The 15,818-nt window shown below is 74.0% G+C and carries 16 protein-coding genes and 6 tRNA genes; 12 read left to right on the plus strand and 10 right to left on the minus strand.

Annotated features, from left to right (window positions below):
* The first annotated feature begins 153 nt into the window (after window positions 1-153).
* Both cobA and OHA37_RS31680 read left to right on the plus strand, forming a co-directional pair.
* The gene (gene cobA, locus OHA37_RS31675) at window positions 154-1,374 is read left to right on the plus strand and encodes a uroporphyrinogen-III C-methyltransferase (RefSeq protein ID WP_243334181.1); all 1,221 of its coding nucleotides are present in this window, start codon (window positions 154-156) and stop codon (window positions 1,372-1,374) included.
* 66 nt (window positions 1,375-1,440) lie between these two features.
* Entirely contained in the window at window positions 1,441-2,253 is an 813-nt protein-coding gene (locus OHA37_RS31680; RefSeq protein ID WP_266910292.1) for a TrmH family RNA methyltransferase, read from the plus strand.
* 19 nt (window positions 2,254-2,272) lie between these two features.
* Here OHA37_RS31680 and OHA37_RS31685 read toward each other — a convergent pair whose 3' ends face one another.
* Window positions 2,273-3,526 carry a serine/threonine-protein kinase gene (locus tag OHA37_RS31685; protein ID WP_266910294.1) on the minus strand — a complete coding sequence of 418 codons (1,254 nt, stop codon included), beginning with the start codon at window positions 3,524-3,526 and terminating at the stop codon, window positions 2,273-2,275.
* 548 nt (window positions 3,527-4,074) lie between these two features.
* Between OHA37_RS31685 and OHA37_RS31690 the strand changes: the two genes are divergently transcribed.
* From OHA37_RS31690 to OHA37_RS31700, 3 genes are all read left to right on the plus strand, one after another.
* Window positions 4,075-4,260 (plus strand): hypothetical protein, encoded by a 186-nt coding sequence (locus tag OHA37_RS31690; protein WP_266910296.1) that lies wholly within the window; start codon window positions 4,075-4,077, stop codon window positions 4,258-4,260.
* Between the two features lie 372 nt (window positions 4,261-4,632).
* On the plus strand, window positions 4,633-5,826 hold the full coding sequence (locus tag OHA37_RS31695) for a phosphotransferase family protein (protein ID WP_266910298.1): 1,194 nt from the start codon (window positions 4,633-4,635) through the stop codon (window positions 5,824-5,826).
* 65 nt (window positions 5,827-5,891) lie between these two features.
* Window positions 5,892-6,212, plus strand: a complete 321-nt coding sequence (locus tag OHA37_RS31700) for a TFIIB-type zinc ribbon-containing protein (RefSeq protein WP_250744689.1) — start codon at window positions 5,892-5,894, stop codon at window positions 6,210-6,212.
* A 124-nt stretch (window positions 6,213-6,336) separates the two neighbouring features.
* Here the strand turns inward: OHA37_RS31700 and OHA37_RS31705 are convergent.
* The 5 genes from OHA37_RS31705 to OHA37_RS31725 all read right to left on the minus strand — a co-directional run bounded on the left by OHA37_RS31705 (window position 6,337) and on the right by OHA37_RS31725 (window position 6,821).
* Window positions 6,337-6,411, minus strand: a tRNA-Val gene (locus OHA37_RS31705).
* A 54-nt stretch (window positions 6,412-6,465) separates the two neighbouring features.
* Window positions 6,466-6,537 (minus strand) — tRNA-Val (locus OHA37_RS31710).
* Window positions 6,538-6,556: 19 nt separating this feature from the next.
* Window positions 6,557-6,628 (minus strand) — tRNA-Val (locus OHA37_RS31715).
* 1 nt (window position 6,629) lies between these two features.
* A tRNA-Cys gene (locus OHA37_RS31720) sits at window positions 6,630-6,703 on the minus strand.
* A 45-nt stretch (window positions 6,704-6,748) separates the two neighbouring features.
* Window positions 6,749-6,821, minus strand: a tRNA-Gly gene (locus OHA37_RS31725).
* Window positions 6,822-7,001: 180 nt separating this feature from the next.
* Here OHA37_RS31725 and OHA37_RS31730 point away from each other — a divergent pair.
* From OHA37_RS31730 to OHA37_RS31740, 3 genes are read left to right on the plus strand one after another with little or no spacing between them, the layout of a single operon-like run.
* Window positions 7,002-8,114: a chorismate-binding protein gene (locus tag OHA37_RS31730; RefSeq protein WP_266910300.1), complete on the plus strand. Its 1,113-nt coding sequence runs from the start codon at window positions 7,002-7,004 to the stop codon at window positions 8,112-8,114.
* Window positions 8,111-8,938: an aminotransferase class IV gene (locus tag OHA37_RS31735; RefSeq protein WP_266910302.1), complete on the plus strand. Its 828-nt coding sequence runs from the start codon at window positions 8,111-8,113 to the stop codon at window positions 8,936-8,938. Before OHA37_RS31730 ends, OHA37_RS31735 begins: the two co-directional genes overlap by 4 nt.
* Before the next feature lie 56 nt (window positions 8,939-8,994).
* Window positions 8,995-9,819, plus strand: coding sequence for a GNAT family N-acetyltransferase (locus OHA37_RS31740; protein WP_266910304.1), 825 nt, complete (start codon window positions 8,995-8,997; stop codon window positions 9,817-9,819).
* Window positions 9,820-9,860: 41 nt separating this feature from the next.
* Here the strand turns inward: OHA37_RS31740 and OHA37_RS31745 are convergent, their stop codons facing one another.
* Window positions 9,861-10,361: a DsbA family protein gene (locus tag OHA37_RS31745; protein WP_266910306.1), complete on the minus strand. Its 501-nt coding sequence runs from the start codon at window positions 10,359-10,361 to the stop codon at window positions 9,861-9,863.
* Window positions 10,362-10,561: 200 nt separating this feature from the next.
* Between OHA37_RS31745 and OHA37_RS31750 the strand changes: the two genes are divergently transcribed.
* Entirely contained in the window at window positions 10,562-11,008 is a 447-nt protein-coding gene (locus OHA37_RS31750; RefSeq protein WP_266910308.1) for a hypothetical protein, read from the plus strand.
* A gap of 115 nt (window positions 11,009-11,123) precedes the next feature.
* Window positions 11,124-11,297 (plus strand): hypothetical protein, encoded by a 174-nt coding sequence (locus OHA37_RS31755; protein WP_266910310.1) that lies wholly within the window; start codon window positions 11,124-11,126, stop codon window positions 11,295-11,297.
* Here the strand turns inward: OHA37_RS31755 and OHA37_RS31760 are convergent.
* Both OHA37_RS31760 and OHA37_RS31765 read right to left on the minus strand, forming a co-directional pair.
* Window positions 11,238-11,864, minus strand: coding sequence for a CGNR zinc finger domain-containing protein (locus tag OHA37_RS31760; RefSeq protein ID WP_266910312.1), 627 nt, complete (start codon window positions 11,862-11,864; stop codon window positions 11,238-11,240). The two genes, OHA37_RS31755 and OHA37_RS31760, sit on opposite strands and share 60 nt — an antisense overlap.
* Before the next feature lie 231 nt (window positions 11,865-12,095).
* A complete protein-coding gene (locus OHA37_RS31765; protein WP_030011909.1) occupies window positions 12,096-12,509 on the minus strand; it encodes an SsgA family sporulation/cell division regulator in 414 nt (137 codons plus the stop codon).
* 177 nt (window positions 12,510-12,686) lie between these two features.
* On the opposite strand from OHA37_RS31765, the gene OHA37_RS31770 reads away from it, so the two are divergent.
* The gene (locus tag OHA37_RS31770) at window positions 12,687-13,169 is read left to right on the plus strand and encodes a TIGR02611 family protein (protein WP_266910314.1); all 483 of its coding nucleotides are present in this window, start codon (window positions 12,687-12,689) and stop codon (window positions 13,167-13,169) included.
* A 58-nt stretch (window positions 13,170-13,227) separates the two neighbouring features.
* Window positions 13,228-13,299: transfer RNA gene (locus tag OHA37_RS31775), tRNA-Val, on the plus strand.
* Window positions 13,300-13,394: 95 nt separating this feature from the next.
* On the opposite strand, the gene OHA37_RS31780 is transcribed toward OHA37_RS31775, so the two are convergent.
* Complete coding sequence (locus OHA37_RS31780; protein WP_266910316.1) at window positions 13,395-15,761, minus strand: SCO7613 C-terminal domain-containing membrane protein; 2,367 nt, start codon at window positions 15,759-15,761, stop codon at window positions 13,395-13,397.
* Window positions 15,762-15,818: the final 57 nt, after the last annotated feature.

Here is a 15,818-nt window from a genome sequence, read left to right on the forward strand (position 1 = left end):
ACCGCCCGGCCAGGGCAATGGCCCCCGAGGCGACCACCGCGCAGGTGGGTCGTATCGTGGACCCCGGACGGGCCACCGCACGTCACCGCCCGATCAGCCGCTCCAGCGACGCAGCGGCCCGCCGTCACCGCCGCATCAGGAGCCGCAACCGCCATGGGACACCCGGCACACCCCGCCTACCCCGTCGGACTCCGTCTGACGGGCCGCCGCGTCGTCGTGATCGGCGGTGGCCAGGTCGCCCAGCGCCGCCTGCCCGCGCTCATCGCGGCCGGCGCCGACATCGTCCTGATCTCGCCCTCCGCCACCCCCTCCGTGGACGCGATGGCCGAGACCGGTGAGATCCGCTGGGAGCGCCGCCGCTACGAGGACGGCGACCTGGCCGGCGCCTGGTACGCCCTGGTCGCCACCCGGGACCGCGCCGCCAACGACACCGCCTCCGCCGAAGCCGAGCGCGAGCGGATCTGGTGCGTCCGCGCCGACGACGCCGAGGCCGCGAGCGCCTGGACCCCGGCCACCGGCCGGGTGGAGGGCGTCACCGTCGCCGTACTGAGCGGCAACGACCCCCGTCGCTCCGCCGCCGTCCGCGACGCGGTCGTCGAGGGGCTGCGGGACGGCTCCCTGACCGCGGCCCGCCCGCACACCCCCGGCGTGTCCCTGGTCGGCGGAGGCCCCGGCGACCCGGACCTGATCACGGTCCGCGGCCGGCGCCTGCTCGCCGAGGCCGACGTGGTCATCGCCGACCGGCTGGGCCCCCGCGACCTCCTCGACGAGCTCCCGCCGCACGTCGAGGTCATCGACGCCGCGAAGATCCCGTACGGCCGTTTCATGGCGCAGGAAGCCATCAACGACGCCCTCATCACGCACGCCAAGGCCGGCAAGGCCGTGGTCCGGCTCAAGGGCGGGGACCCGTACGTCTTCGGCCGCGGCATGGAGGAGCTCCAGGCCCTCGCCGAGGCGGGCATCCCCTGCACGGTCGTGCCCGGCATCTCCAGCTCCATCTCGGTGCCCGGCGCGGCCGGCATCCCGGTCACCCACCGGGGCGTGGCCCACGAGTTCACCGTGGTCAGCGGTCACGTCGGCCCCGACGACCCGCGTTCCCTGGTGGACTGGGCCTCGCTGGCCAAGCTCACCGGCACCCTCGTCATCCTGATGGGCGTCGACAAGATCGGCCTGATCGCCGAGGCGCTGGTGCGCCACGGCCGCCCCGCCGACACCGCGGTCGCCGTCATCCAGGAGGGCACCACCGCCTCCCAGCGCCGCGTGGACGCCACCCTGGCCACGGTCGGGGAGACCGTGAAGGCCCAGGAGGTGCGGCCGCCCGCCGTCATCGTGATCGGCGACGTGGTGAAGGTCCACCGGCCCGCGGCCGAGTGACACTCCGCAATCCCGCAACCCCGCAGAGCCGTTGGCACCGCACCCAGGACAAGGCAGTATCACCCTGTGGCTGATCTCATCACCGTCGAGGACCCCGACGACCCGCGCCTGCGCGATTACACGGGCCTGACCGACGTAGAACTCCGGCGCAGGCGCGAGCCCGCGGAAGGCCTCTTCATCGCCGAGGGCGAGAAGGTGATCAGACGCGCCAAGGACGCCGGGTACGAGATGCGCTCGATGCTGCTCTCCGCCAAGTGGGTCGACGTCATGCGCGACGTCATCGACGAGCTCCCGGCCCCGGTCTACGCCGTCAGCCCGGAGCTCGCCGAGCGCGTCACCGGCTACCACGTGCACCGCGGCGCCCTCGCCTCCATGCAGCGCAAGCCGCTGCCCACGGCCGAGGAACTGCTCGCCACCACCCGGCGCGTGGTCATCATGGAAGCGGTGAACGACCACACCAACATCGGCGCCATCTTCCGCAGCGCGGCCGCCCTCGGCATGGACGCGGTGCTGCTCTCGCCCGACTGCGCGGACCCGCTGTACCGGCGCTCCGTCAAGGTCTCCATGGGCGCGGTGTTCTCCGTCCCCTACGCCCGGCTGGAGGCCTGGCCCAAGGGCCTCGACTCGGTCCGCGAGGCCGGCTTCAAGCTGCTCGCCCTCACCCCGCACCAGAAGGCCTCGCCGATCGACGTGGCGGCTCCTCAGGACCTGGAGCGGGTCGCGCTGATGCTCGGCGCGGAGGGGGACGGGCTGTCGACGCAGGCACTGGTCGCGGCCGACGAGTGGGTACGGATCCCGATGGCGCACGGGGTGGACTCGCTGAACGTGGGCGCGGCCGCGGCCGTCGCCTTCTACGCGGTGGCCAGCGGCCGCCCGTAGTCCGGGGGGCTCTTCCGGGCTAGAGCTTCTGGGCCAGCGCGATGCCCAGCGCCACGAGCAACGTCACCACGACGAAGACGATCAGGCGCTGGCGCATCAGCTTGGGGTCCGGCCGTGACGGCCGCCGCCCCGTGCCCGTCGTACGGGGAGCCGGACGGCCGCCCGTACGCCCGGCGGTGGAGCCGGGTCCGCGCGAGCCGGTGCCCCGGGCCGAAGAGGGCCGCGAGTCCGGCCCGCCGCGGGGCCCCTGGCCCTTGGCCGGAGCCTTGCCCTGGCCCGCTCCGGTTCCCGTACCCGCTCGTCCCGGCACGGGAGTGCCGGCGCTACGGCGCTCCGTGCGCTGCTCGGCGTACCCCTCGGTGCCCTCGGCGTACCCCTCGGGCAGCCGGCCCGTCGGCCGCTCGGTCCGTGCCCGCTGCGCGGGCGGGCGGCCGTCGCCCATCCCGTGTGCCTCGCGGGCCGCGATCTCCTTGAGCCGCATCGACAGCTGGAGCGTGCTGGGCCGCTCGTCGGGATCCTTCGCCAGGCAGGCCCGTACGAGGGGTGCGAGCGCGTCCGGAACACCCTGGAGGTGGGGCTCCTCGTGCACGACGCGGTAGAGCATGACCTCGGAACTGCCGTGTCCGAAGGGCGAGTCGGCGGTGGCCGCGTAGGCGAGGGTGGCGCCGAGCGAGAAGACGTCGGTGGCGGGGGTGACGGCGGCTCCGCGGACCTGCTCGGGCGCCAGGAAGCCGGGGGAGCCGACGGCCGTTCCCACGTGGGTGAGGGTGCTGGCGCCGGTGGCCCAGGCGATGCCGAAGTCGATGATGCGGGGGCCCTTGGGCGACAGCAGGATGTTCGAGGGCTTGAGGTCGCGGTGGACCACCCCGGCCTCGTGTACGGCGACCAGTCCCTCGGAGAGCGCCGCGCCGATCGCGGCGATGGCCGCGGCCGTCAGGGGGCCTTCCTCGGCCACCTTGTCGTGCAGGGAGGGGCCGGGCACGTACTGCGTGGCGAACCAGGGACGCTCCGCCTCCAGGTCCGCGGCCACCAGGCGCGCGGTGCACCCGCCGCGGATCCGCCGGGCGGCGGAGACCTCGCGCGCGAAGCGCGAACGGAACTCCTGGTCCTCGGCCAGGTCCGGCCGGATCACCTTGAGCGCGACGCGCTGTCCGCGCCGGTCGGAGCCCAGATAGACGACGCCCATGCCGCCGGCGCCGAGGCGCCGGTGCAGCCTGAACGAGCCGACGACACGCGGGTCCTCGCGCCGGAGCCGCATCATCGCCATGTCCACCCCGCTGACCGGTCGTCCTGTTGACGTGGCACAGCTTACGGACCATCCGGCATGCGCGCTCAGAGGCCGCGCCCTCGCCGGGGGATTCGATTGTCAGTACGGGGCAGTCCACTTGGGGAATCGCCGGACCACCGGTAGGACGCATGTACGGAGCGGGGTGCTCCGGTCAAGCCGGGCCGGAGCCAAGGGAATTGGGGTTCGAGGCGGGGTGGCGGGGGAGCGGCGGCCGCAGGGGCGGCCGGGCCCGGCCCGTTGATCTTGGGAGTGCCTGGTCGGCGGCCGGACGTGTGCGGGGAGTGACGGAAGTGAGCGAAGTCACCACGCTCTGGTCATCCCCTCCGGGATGACCCTCAGAGCGGGGGGCCGGTCTCCACCCAGGGGAGTACGCGCGAGGTGGGCTCCTCATCCTCCTGGAGGCCAGGCAATGGGTACGAAGGCATGAGGCCAGGAGCCTTCCCCGCACCTAGTGTTGAAGACAAGCGGCGGGTGGAAAGTACTCGTCCCCCGAGGTCATAAACCCGCCGCTGCCAATCGACAGGGAGAGGACCATGGCGGACATCGCACGGCAAGGACGCAAGGCATTCGCGTTCAACAGCCATGAGTCCGGTCGTCGCCACCCACTGGTGGCCGCGGCCATGGTGCTCCCCCTGGCCGCCGTCCTGCTCTTCCTCTTCGGAGGCTTCGACCAGGTGGTGGCGCAGGCGTCGTCCGTAAGCGTGATGCTGGGGCGCTGAGCGGCGCCCCGGGCCCAGGAGAGCGGCCTGGGCCGGGACTATCACCGGCCGAACCCCGTGGGGACGGGGGAGCGGTCGACGGACGGCAGGTGAAGGGTGCTGCGCGTACGGCTGGGGAGCCGGACGCGCAGCACCCTTTTTCATGCCCGCCCCTTCTTCGCGCGTTCCGCGCACCGATCGGCGCCGGCGCGCTTCCCGGGCGTCGGGCCGCCGAGCCGGATGCTGTCCGGCTGATGTGACGTCCGTCCGGTGGCGTCCGTCCGGCGGTACCGCCACTGCCGCGCGGCCCCGTGCTGCGTACGCTCGTCCCGAGGAGCACCCGCCCGGGGTGCGGAGCGCGGGGAGAGCCGAGGCGTGGTTCCGCTGGAGCGAGTGAGTGCGGCCGAGCTCGCCGCGTACGCGGGCGCGGCGGAGTACGTACTCCTCGCGGACCGCGACGACGGCACGGTGGTCCGCTGCGGGGACGTGGTGGCCAAGGCGCACGCGCGCGACAGCGATCCCGACGCCCTGGCGGTACGGATCCGCGTGGCCGGGGACCCCGCTCTTTCCGGGGTGCTGCTGCCCCCGCTGCGGACCGGGCTCGGCCTGGTCGGATCCCGGCCCGTCTCCCTGTGGCCCTACGGTGCTCCGGTCGCTCCGGACCGCCCCGAGGAGGCCCCCTGGGAGCCGGCCGCCGAGCTCCTGGCCGCCCTCCACCGGACCCCGCTCCACCACCTCCCGTACCCGCTCCCCCCGATGCGCGGCCCGGCGAAACTCGCCCGCGCCCTCCACCGCCTCGACGCGGCGCACCCTCCCGCGGCCCCGGTCGCCGCGCGGCGCGCCGTGCCGGGACGCCCCGGGCCCACGGGCGCGGAAGCCGAAGACTCGGGCGGCGCGACGCGGGGGCGCCCGGCTGGGGAAGGCCCCGCCGGCCACGACCACGACCGCGGCGCCGGGGGCGGGCCGACCCGGACCGAGGCGGTCGCCGCCCTCCCCGTCGCGACGTCCTCGGGCCGGGCCGACCGGGCCCGCCGCGCCGTCCTGTCCATCCCCGCCGGGCAGGCGACCGCGGCCGGGCCGACGGGCGCGGACGCCGACGCCGCGGAGTTGGCGCGGCTCGTCCGGGTCGCCGCGGCCACGCTCCCCGGGTGGGCCCGGGGGGAGGAGCCGGCGCCGTCCGGCGGGGCGCTGTGCCACGGCGACCTGCACCTCGGGCAGCTGGTCCGGGGCCCGGCCGGGGGCTGGCGGCTGATCGACGTGGACGACCTGGGGCTGGGCACGCCCGCCTGGGACCTGGCCCGGCCCGCGGCCTGGTACGCCGCCGGGCTGCTGGACACCGGGACCTGGCTGCGCTTCCTGGACGCCTACCGCGCCGCCGGCGGGCCCGCCGCCGGTGCGGTAGGCAGCGATCCCTGGCCGGAACTCGACCTGGCCGCCCGTGCGCTCACCGTGCAGACGGCCGCGCTGGCCCTCGCCAAGGCCGCCGGAGAACGGCGCCGACTCGACGACGTGGAGCGGCTGATGGTGGAAGCCTGTGCCCGAATTGCCTCCCTCCCGCCCGACTTGGAGCCGAAGGCTCCGTCGTAGGGTGAGGCTCACGCCACCGGGTACGCATCCGGTGTCGAAGCGAACGGCGAGGAGTTGATCCGGTCATGCAGTGTCCGAAGTGTCACGCGATGATGCACACCTACAACCGCAACGGTGTCCAGATAGAGCAGTGCAGCGGCTGCAGGGGCATCTTCCTCGACTACGGCGAGCTCGAAGCGCTGACCCGCCTGGAATCCCAGTACACCTCCCAGTACGGCCAGGTCCCGCCCCCGGCCGCCCCGCCGGCCCCGGCCCCTGCGGCGTACCCGCAGCAGCACGCCGCCCCCGCGCCCGCCTGGGGCGCCCCGCAGCACGGCGGCTACGGCCACGGCCACGGCCACGGCCACCGCAAGGGCGGCTTCGGCCGGATGCTCTTCTCCTCCTGAGCCGCAAGGGCGGGACGGGAGGACCGGAACCGACCGGCACCGGCCCGCCCCACCGGCCTGCGGGCCCAGGGTCCCGAGCACGCGAAAGCCCCGACCGTGGGAACGGCCGGGGCTTGTCGACATCTGGTGCGCGATACTGGGATTGAACCAGTGACCTCTTCCGTGTCAGGGAAGCGCTCTCCCGCTGAGCTAATCGCGCGGGACCACACTCACGGTGAGAACACCGCAGGTGGCAAGTGTGAAGCGTACTGCGTGCGCGATACTGGGATTGAACCAGTGACCTCTTCCGTGTCAGGGAAGCGCTCTCCCGCTGAGCTAATCGCGCGGGGATCCTTGCGGATCAGTGGACGATACTGGGATTGAACCAGTGACCTCTTCCGTGTCAGGGAAGCGCTCTCCCGCTGAGCTAATCGTCCTTGGAGGTGGAGACGGGATTTGAACCCGTGTAGACGGCTTTGCAGGCCGTTGCCTCGCCTCTCGGCCACTCCACCATGGAGCAAGCAGGGGGTCCTCGGGAAGATGATCCCCCACCTTAGAGCGGACGACGAGACTCGAACTCGCGACATCCACCTTGGCAAGGTGGTGCTCTACCAACTGAGCTACGTCCGCAGGTCGCCGTGTTCGCTCCGGGGTTTTGCCCCTTCGCTCCCTGGCGACGAGTTGAACTCTAGCGGATTCCCGGGCCAGCTCAAAAACGCGTTTCCGCAGCGTGCTGCCGCCCGATCACCGCCGGTCACCCGGCGGACGCCTCACCGGCGCCCGGGCGTCACCGGTCATAGACTCGCAGCCGTGCACGACCTGCCTCCCCTCGCCCGCTTCGGCGGCCTCCTCGCGACCGATCTCCGAGATGTCACCAGTGATCCTGGTGCCCTCGACTCCACCGGCTTCTGGGCGGTGACGGCCGATTTCGAAGGCCGTCTCGTCTGCGCGCGCTTCGGGGACATACGCCCCGACCCGGTGCCGGCCCCCGTACCCGGGGCCTGGCGCGGCCCCGACGCCGACGCGTGGACCTCCTCCCTCGACCGCGCCGCGTACACCGCGGGCGTACGCCGCATCCGCGAGCACATCGAGGCGGGCGAGGTCTACCAGGCCAACCTCTGCCGCGTGATGTCCGCGCCGCTTCCCGATCCGGCGGGCGCCGATGTGGACGCCCTGACCGCGCTGCTCGCGCGCGGCAACCCGGCCCCGTATGCAGGAACGATTCGGCTTCCGGCCCACGGCGTGGAGATCGCCACCGCGTCCCCCGAGCTCTACCTGCGCCGCAGCGGCCGCCGCGTCGAGTCCGGCCCGATCAAGGGCACCGGCCGCACCGCCGCCGATCTGCTGCCCAAGGACCACGCCGAGAACGTGATGATCGTGGACCTCGTACGCAACGACCTCGGCCGGGTCTGCGCCACCGGCTCCGTGACCGTCCCCGAGCTCTGCGCGCTCGAAGAGCACCCGGGCCTGGTCCACCTCGTGTCCACCGTCGCCGGGGAACTCGCCGACGGCGCCGGCTGGCCCGAGCTGCTCGCGGCCACCTTCCCGCCCGGCTCCGTCACCGGAGCCCCCAAGTCCTCGGCCCTGCGGATCATCGAGGCCCTGGAGACCGCCCCGCGCGGCCCCTACTGCGGCGGCATCGGCTGGGTCGACGCCGACCGGGGCACGGCCGAGCTCGCCGTCGGGATCCGGACCTTCTGGATCGACCGCGCTGCCCCCGGCGGCCCCCGGCTGCTCTTCGGAACCGGCGCCGGGATCACCTGGGGCTCCGACCCCGACCGCGAGTGGGCGGAGACCGAGCTGAAGGCCGCCCGGCTGCTGCGGGTAGCGTCGGGAGCGATCGAAGCGCACACGACCGGTACGACCGGCATGACCGGACCGGTCGATGCACAGACGGACGAAAGCGGGAGGACCGTACGGTGAGGATCTGGCTCGACGGAGCACTGAGGGACGCCGACGAAGCGAAGGTGTCCGTGTTCGACCACGGGCTCACCGTCGGCGACGGGGTCTTCGAGACGCTCAAGGCGGAGCGCGGGACGACCTTCGCACTCACCCGGCACCTGGAGCGGCTGACCCGCTCGGCCCGCGGCCTCGGCCTGCCGGACCCCGACCTGGACGAGGTGCGCCGCGCCTGCGCCGCCGTACTGGACGCCAATGCGCTGCCGCTCGGCCGGCTGCGCGTCACCTACACCGGGGGCGTCTCCCCGCTCGGCTCCGACCGAGGCGAGGCCGGCCCGACGCTGATCGTCGCCCTCGCGGGGGCAACCCGCCGCCCCGACACCACCGCCGTGGTCACCGTGCCGTGGGTGCGCAACGAGCGCTCCGCCGTGGCGGGCCTGAAGACCACCTCGTACGCCGAGAACGTGGTCGCGCTCGCCGCCGCCCACCGGGCGGGCGCCTCCGAGGCACTCTTCGCCAACACCGTCGGGCGGCTCTGCGAGGGCACCGGCTCCAACGTGTTCGTCGTCCTCGACGGGCAGCTGCACACCCCGCCCGTGGCCTCCGGCTGCCTCGCGGGCATCACCCGGGCCCTCGTAGCCGAATGGTGCGGGGCCAAGGAGACCGACCTGCCCTTCGAAGCGCTGGAACAGGCGGAGGAGGTCTTCCTGACCTCCTCCCTGCGTGACGTCCAGGCCGTCGTACGGATCGACGGGCGCGAGCTGGGCTCCGCCCCCGGCCCCGTCACGGCCGAGGCCATGCGGATCTTCGACGCCCGCTCCGCCGAGGACGCCGACCCCCGCTCCTGACCGGTGCCTGACCTATTCGCTGTCCATCGGGCCGCAGGGCGGGTAGAACTCGATTGATGACCACCACCCTGCGGCCGAGCGGGCCGCTTCAGCAGAGCACCGGCGGGGCGCGCTCGCGCCCCTACGAGATCCGCGTCAACAGCAGGCGCGTCGGCGCCCTGCTGCTCGCCGCCGACACCCCCTTCGGGCCGACGGTGGCCGAGATCCGCGAACTCGCCGTCGACGAGCCCGACCGCCGACGCGGCCGTGCCACCGTCGCCGCGCTCGCCGCCGAGGAAGTACTGCGCGGCTGGGGCTGCCGGCGGGTCCGCGTCTCGGCCCCGGCGGACTCGGCGGGCGGCCTGCGCCTGGCCGCCGCCCTCGGGTACGCCGAGTACAGCCGCAACATGGCCAAGGAACTCCCGGCCGAGGCGCCCGCCCTCTCCGAGGGGGTCACGGGCCGCCCGATGACGGAGGCCGAGTTCGAGACCTGGCTCGCGGCGGGGCGGGAGGAGTACGCGCAGAACTGGATCAGCCGCGGCATGTCGGCCGAAGCCGCGCACACGAAGTCGGAGAACGACCACGCGGCCATGCTGCCCCTGGGCCTGGCGACCCCGGGCGTCAGCATCAGCGTGCTGGAGGCGGCCGGCGTCCCCGTGGGCACCGTGTGGGTCTCGCCGAACCAGGGGGACTCCTACGTCTACGACGTCGCGGTCGCCGAGGAGCACCGCGGCCACGGCTACGGCCGGGACCTGATGCTCCTCGCGGAACGCACCGCCCTGGCCGCCGGCCACCGGGTGCTCGGGCTGCACGTCTTCAGCGACAACGTCCCGGCCCTGCGGCTCTACGAGTCCCTCGGCTACCGGACGACCAACTTCAACTACGCCAAGGACCTGATCTGAGGGCCTGATCCGAGGAACCGGAGATTTCCTGCCGGGATGACCTAGGCGTCCTGGGCGAGCAGCCGGTCGGCGATTTCCTCGATGCGCTCGCGCAGGCCCTCCTGGCTCTTGCCGCCGTCGAGGCGCTCTCCGTCGATCACGTAGGTCGGGGTGCCGGTCACGCCGATCGCCTTGCCCTCGGCCTGGTCGGCGTCCACGATCAGCATGTGCCGGCCGTCGATCAGGGCGGTGTCGAACTCCTCGGCGTCCAGGCCCAGTTCGCGCGCGACCTCGACCAGTACCGATTCGCCGGCCTTGCCGAGCTCCGCGGTGCGGGCCAGCACGGCCTCCACGTAGGGCCAGCCCTGACCCTGCTCGACGGCCTCCTCGGCGGCCTGCGCGGCGGCGAAGGCGTGCTTGTGCTTCTCCAGCGGGAAGTGGCGCAGCCGGATGTCCAGCCGGTCGCCGTAGCGGGCCCGCAGGGCGCGCACGTCGTCCAGAGCGCTGTGGCAGTCCGGGCACTGAAGTTCGCACCAGACGTCGAGGATCACGGAATCGGTCATACGGACAGTCTCCCAGCCCGCGGGGATGGGTAAGGACCGGGACCTCGGGAGGAGACGGGACCCGGAGATGTCCCGGATATCCGCCCGCGGGGGGCTCCGGCCGTGGCCGGAGCGGGGGTCGCCGGTGCAGGATGGATGGGGACAGAACGCCCGGCCCGCCGGCCGGGCGCGACCGACCGATCCGCTCCTGGAGGCCCCGCATGCTCGCCGAGACCATTTGCTCCGCGGTGTCCGCGGCGGGCCTGGGCATCGCCGCGCTGACCGCCTACCGCAAGCGATTCCTCGCGGCCACGCGCATCGCCGCGTACTCGCTGGTGCCCGTCGGCCTGGTGATGACGGGCGTCGTGGCCTGGGCGACCGGAATCGTCTTCAAACCGACCGTCTGGGCCGGCTTCGCCGTGCTGGGACTGGCCTGGGTGCTCTTCACGACCACCCGCGCGATCGAGCGGCGCGGACGCGGCGCGGGGGAGGGGGAGCAGGAGAAGCCGAAGGCCGTCAAGGGACGCCCGGCACGGGAGGCCGTCGCCCCGGCCGCTTCCGCGCCCTCGCTGGGTGACGGTGCCCGTCCGCGGCCGACTCCGGCCGCCGCCGCCCCCGCCGAGGACTTCTCCGACATCGAGGCGATCCTCAAGAAGCACGGCATCTGACCGCACGGCCGCCGGGACGCGAACCACCTGATCTGACGGGATCCGGTGAACTCGCGGGTTCAGTCTGGCGTGTTGAGCGGCGCGCGCGGCTGCGCTGGGCCATCATCGCCCCGACATGCTCGACACATCACCGGGTGAGCCGGCCGTTCCCGCGCCGGTCACCGTCCCCGTCGCCGAGGAGCCGAGAGGCTGCCTCTTCGCGCTCTCCCAGCCGCCCCTGATGATCTTCCTAGGCGTGATCGGCTGCCTGCTCCTGCTCGCCGCCGTGCACGATCTGTTCCTGCTCTGAGCCCGGCTCCGTGCCCAGCTCCGATTTGCGCCGGGCCCGGTACGCCGCCACGTGCAGCCGGTTCCCGCAGGTACGGCTGTCGCAGTAGCGCCGGGAGCGGTTGCGGGACAGGTCGACGAAGGCGCGCCGGCAGTCCGGGGCCTCGCAGCGGCGCAGCCGCTCCTGCTCGCCCGAGACCACGATGAAGGCCAGCGCCATGCCGCCGTCGGCCGCCAGGTGGTCGCCCACCGAGGCGCCCGGGGCGAAGTAGTGCACGTGCCAGTCATAGCCGTCGTGGTTGGTCAGCTGCGGGGTGGTCCCGGCCGTCGCGACCAGCTCGTTGATCAGCACGGAGGCCACGCGGGAGTTCGGCGCCGCGAAGACCTGGGCGAACTTGCCGCGCACCGTGCGCACGCCGGCGAGGTCGCGGGCGCTGAGCTCGCCGACGTCGCTGATCGCGTACTCGTGGACGAAGGCGCGCAGCGCGTTCACGTCCGCCAGCGCGTCGGGCTGTTCCGTCTCGGCAGAGGTGTTCACCAGCGCGACGACGACGTCGAGCGCGCGACGGGTGTCGTGGGGGATCTGCACGGGGTCTCCCTGAAGGGCCGGGCCTGCGGTGACGGTCTGCTGCCGCCGCCGCTGGCCGACTCTAGCGGGTCCCCCCCAAAGCGCACCGGCGCCGCCCACGCGGGTGGCTTCCACGTGAACAGCGCCGGCACTTCCGTATGTGGTTGTCCGCCGTGCACCGTCGCCCCGAGTCGGACGGTGTCGTACGGCCCCCGGACTCAGCCGGGGGAGGGTTCCCTCTGTAGGCCTGGCTCAGGATTCGGCCAGGATGTGGGAGAGCTCCTTGTCGAGGTCGAAGTGCCGGTGTTCGGTTCCTGGTGGAACCGCGGCGTCCGTCCGCTTGAGGAACGACTCCAGTGCTCGGGCGGGTGCTTCGAGCAGGGCTTCTCCCTCCGGTGAGCTCAGGGCGATGCAGACGACCCCCTGACCGTGACTGCGGGACGGCCAGACACGGACGTCGCCGGTACCGGTGGGCCGGTGAAGGCCCTCGGCGAGGAGGTCGCGGGCGAATACCCATTCGACCGTCTCCTCGGCGCCGGTGTGGAAGGTGGCGTGCACGGCGTAGGGATCGGCCGTGTCATACCGCAGGCCCGCGGGAACAGGCAGTGAGGACTCGCTCGACACAACGAGGCGCAGGTGCAGCTCGCAGCTGACCGTGGTGTTCATAAGCGCCAGGGCCTTTCGCTCAGTGTGCGCTCGGGGATTCGCACGTCGGCGAAATCGACATGCCACCTACGGTGCCGTTGTAAACCCCTCTGACCGTTTTGCGGACCTCTGGGTCCCTCGGACGGCGGATCCAAACGACCATTCACGTGTGCTGGGACCTCGGGTAGATTCGACCTCATGAACACGGGGAGTGACCGCGAGACCAACGAGTCCGCAGCCGAATCCGCAGCCGAATCCACCGAGCAGTCAGCGGGGCAGTCGACGGAGGGGGGCGCCGCCGAGCAGGCGCCGCACGTCTCCAAGGCGCCGGCCTTCATCAAGGCCCGCCGGGGTCTGCACCTGAGCTGGCAGGTCGGCGTCTTCGTCGTCGGTCTCGCCGTCGTCGGCGCCGGCGTCGCCATGCTGGTGCTGCCCGGACCGGGCTGGGTGGCGATCTTCGCGGGCCTCGCGATCTGGGCCACCGAATTCGCCTGGGCCCACCTCGCCCTGCGCTGGACCAAGCGCAAGGTCAGCGAAGCCGCGCAGAAGGCCCTGGACCCGAAGGTCCGCCGCCGCAACATCATCCTGACCAGCGTCGGGCTCGTGATCGCGGGCGTCGCGATCGGCGCCTACCTGTACATCAACGGGTTCGTGCTGCCCTGGAACCGCGAGGTGGAGTGAGCCCGCACAGGCATGGCGGAGAGCACCGCTGACATGCGGTAATGTTTGCGGTGCGTCCGGGCGATTAGCTCAGTGGGAGAGCACTTCGTTCACACCGAAGGGGTCACTGGTTCGAACCCAGTATCGCCCACCCGGACCAGAGGCCCGGAGACTTATCAAGTCTCCGGGCCTCTGGCGTTTTCACCCGTCCGGCCCCGGCTCCGGCCCCGCCGGAGCCCCGCCGGACTACCTCAGTCGGCCGATGGCATCCCGCAGCCGGCGGGCGTCGCGCAGCCGCTTCTCGTAGGTGGCCCCCACCGCCAGCAGCAGCACCCCCGCCAGGGCCGGCGGCAGCCAGCGCGGCAGCGCGTCCACCACCTGGACCACGTACGGGGTCAGCTCGTGCAGGGCCACCGCCGCCAGCGTCGCCCCGCCCAGCAGCAGCGGCGCCCGGAGCCGGCCCCGGGCACCGGCCAGGGTCACCCCGAGCGCGGCCGTGCCCAGCAGCAGCGGCCGCAGCCAGTGCGGATCGCCCCACACCGCGAGGGTGCTCGGCAGCAGGGTCGCCGCCAGACCCGGCCCGTACGCCGTCCAGGACCCGGCCAGCGGATCGCGGCGCCGCCGCAGGAATCCCACGGCCAGCGCCGCCGCCGTCACCGGCAGGGTGTAGGCCTCGGGCACCGTCACCTCCGAAGCCGCGAGCCGTACCCAGGTCGCCGCCAGGAACAGCGCCCCGGCCGGCCAGCCCGCCGCCGACCGGCGCTCGGGCCGCACCGCCGCCGCCGCGCACACCACCCCGGCCAGCGCCAGGACCAGCGCGAGCACCGGAGCGTCCCCGGTGGCCAGGGCCACCGCGAGGAGGCCCGCCGCGGCCGCCGCGGCCTCCGCCGGGACCCGTACGGAGCCCAGCCGCGGCCCGAGCGCCGCCACCGCCGCCGGGATCACCAGCACCGGCGGCGCCCACCAGGCCACCGGCCGCTCCAGCAGTGCGCCCAGCGCCACCGCGAGCAGCGCCGCGTACCCGACGGCGAGCGCGGCCGCCCCCGAGCGGGCCCACGCCGGAGCGGGCCGGTACGCCGCCCCCGCCGCGCAGGCGGCCCCCAGCAGGCCGAGCACCCCGAAGGTGGCCAGTCGGCCGTCCAGGGCCGCCACGGACACGCTCCCGGCCCCCGCCAGCGCACAGGCGCCCGCGGCGAACCCGGCGCCCGCGGGAATGCCGCCCGCCGCCCCGGACCGCAGCGCGAGCGCCCCCGCCGCCAGCGTCACCGCGACCTGGGCCGCGAAGACCGCGCCCGGGGCCGGGTCCAGCACCACGGGTGCCGCGAACAGCGCCGCCCAGCCCAGGACCACCGCCGCCACCCCCGGCTCCCGGCGCCCCGGGAACACCCGGACCAGCCACCACGCCGCCCCGGCCGTCAGCAGCAGCGCCACCAGCGGAGCCAGCCCCGGGCCGTTCACGGCCGCCGCGGGGGGCGTCGTCACCGACCAGACCTCCTCCAGCACCCGCAGCCGGCCCAGCAGCACCGTCGCCACCCAGGCCGCGGCGGTGACCGCCTCCAGGACGGCCACCCCCGCACCGGCCAGGGCGAGGCCGCGCCGGACCGGCTCCGGGAGCGCGGAGACCCGTAGGGCTCCCAGCAGGGGCAGGGCCACCACCAGGTAGCCGACCGCAGCCCAGGGCGGGCGCAGCTCCGGCGCCGCCAGACCGCCCAGGGCGGCCACCGCCGCGAGGCCGCCCGCCGTCGCGAACGCCACCGGCATCCGGGCGCTGCGCCAGGCCACCGCCACCGCCAGTGCGGCGCCCGCCGCCAGCAGCGCCGACGGGCCCAGGGCCGCGCCCGCCGACCGTGCAGCCACCGAATCCGCCAGACCCGTCAGCAGCGCCGCCCCGGCCGCCACCGAGCCCGCCGTCCCCGCCCAGGAGGACCAGCGCCCCGGCCGGAGCAGTGCGAGACCCGCGTCCAGGGCCGCCGTCGCCAGCAGCGCCCAGCCCAGCTCCGCCCCCGACGCCCCGCCGGCCAGCGCCGCCAGTGGCAGGGGGAGCTGGGCCGTCAGCAGCGCCGCGGGCAAGGGGGCCCGCAGTTCCTGTACGGCCGGGGTCCGGCCGTACGCCGCCCAGCCCGCCGCCAGTACCGCGCTCGCGCCCGCCGCGTACGCCGTGCCGTCCACCTCCGGCATGCCGACGGCGTACAGCGCGTACGCGTCCAGCACCGTCAGCAGCAGGCCGACGGCGGCCACCGCCTCGGCGGTCGAGCGCAGCCCCCTGCGCAGCAGCGCCAGCGGGGCGCCCAGCGCCGCCGCCGTCACCACGGCGAGCACGGCGCTGCGCCCGGCGATCCCGAGCGAGCCCCAGCTGACCAGCGTGAACGCCAGCGCCGCGACGGCCAGCAGCACCGCGCCCAGGACCAGCAGCACGTTCTGCGCACTCGGGGCCGAGGCCTCCGTCGCCCGTACGGGCACCTTCGGCACGGCCGGCGCACCCCACGCGTGGGGGGCCTGAGCGCCCAGCAGCCACGCGCGGCGACTCAGCAGGAAGTGGCGCCGGGCGTCGAGTTGGATCAGTTCGCGGTCGATGAGCACGAGCTCCTCGGCCGGCGGCAGGGGGTTGTTCATGGTTCGGAGTGTGGTGCCCGTCACCCCGTCAGCACATGGGTGCGCGTACTCATCTCC

The sequence above is a fragment of the Streptomyces sp. NBC_00335 genome, from assembly GCF_036127095.1.
GTDB lineage: Bacteria > Actinomycetota > Actinomycetes > Streptomycetales > Streptomycetaceae > Streptomyces.

Bases quoted from the DNA above. Each gene is read 5' to 3' on its own strand.
- cobA (WP_243334181.1), top strand. From the start codon at position 154: ATGGGACACCCGGCACACCCCGCCTACCCCGTCGGACTCCGTCTGACG.
- OHA37_RS31690 (WP_266910296.1), top strand. From the start codon at position 4,075: ATGGCGGACATCGCACGGCAAGGACGCAAGGCATTCGCGTTCAACAGC.
- OHA37_RS31700 (WP_250744689.1), top strand. From the start codon at position 5,892: ATGCAGTGTCCGAAGTGTCACGCGATGATGCACACCTACAACCGCAAC.
- OHA37_RS31740 (WP_266910304.1), top strand. From the start codon at position 8,995: ATGACCACCACCCTGCGGCCGAGCGGGCCGCTTCAGCAGAGCACCGGC.
- OHA37_RS31745 (WP_266910306.1), bottom strand. From the start codon at position 10,361: ATGACCGATTCCGTGATCCTCGACGTCTGGTGCGAACTTCAGTGCCCG.
- OHA37_RS31750 (WP_266910308.1), top strand. From the start codon at position 10,562: ATGCTCGCCGAGACCATTTGCTCCGCGGTGTCCGCGGCGGGCCTGGGC.
- OHA37_RS31755 (WP_266910310.1), top strand. From the start codon at position 11,124: ATGCTCGACACATCACCGGGTGAGCCGGCCGTTCCCGCGCCGGTCACC.
- OHA37_RS31765 (WP_030011909.1), bottom strand. From the start codon at position 12,509: ATGAACACCACGGTCAGCTGCGAGCTGCACCTGCGCCTCGTTGTGTCG.
- OHA37_RS31770 (WP_266910314.1), top strand. From the start codon at position 12,687: ATGAACACGGGGAGTGACCGCGAGACCAACGAGTCCGCAGCCGAATCC.
- OHA37_RS31780 (WP_266910316.1), bottom strand. From the start codon at position 15,761: ATGAACAACCCCCTGCCGCCGGCCGAGGAGCTCGTGCTCATCGACCGC.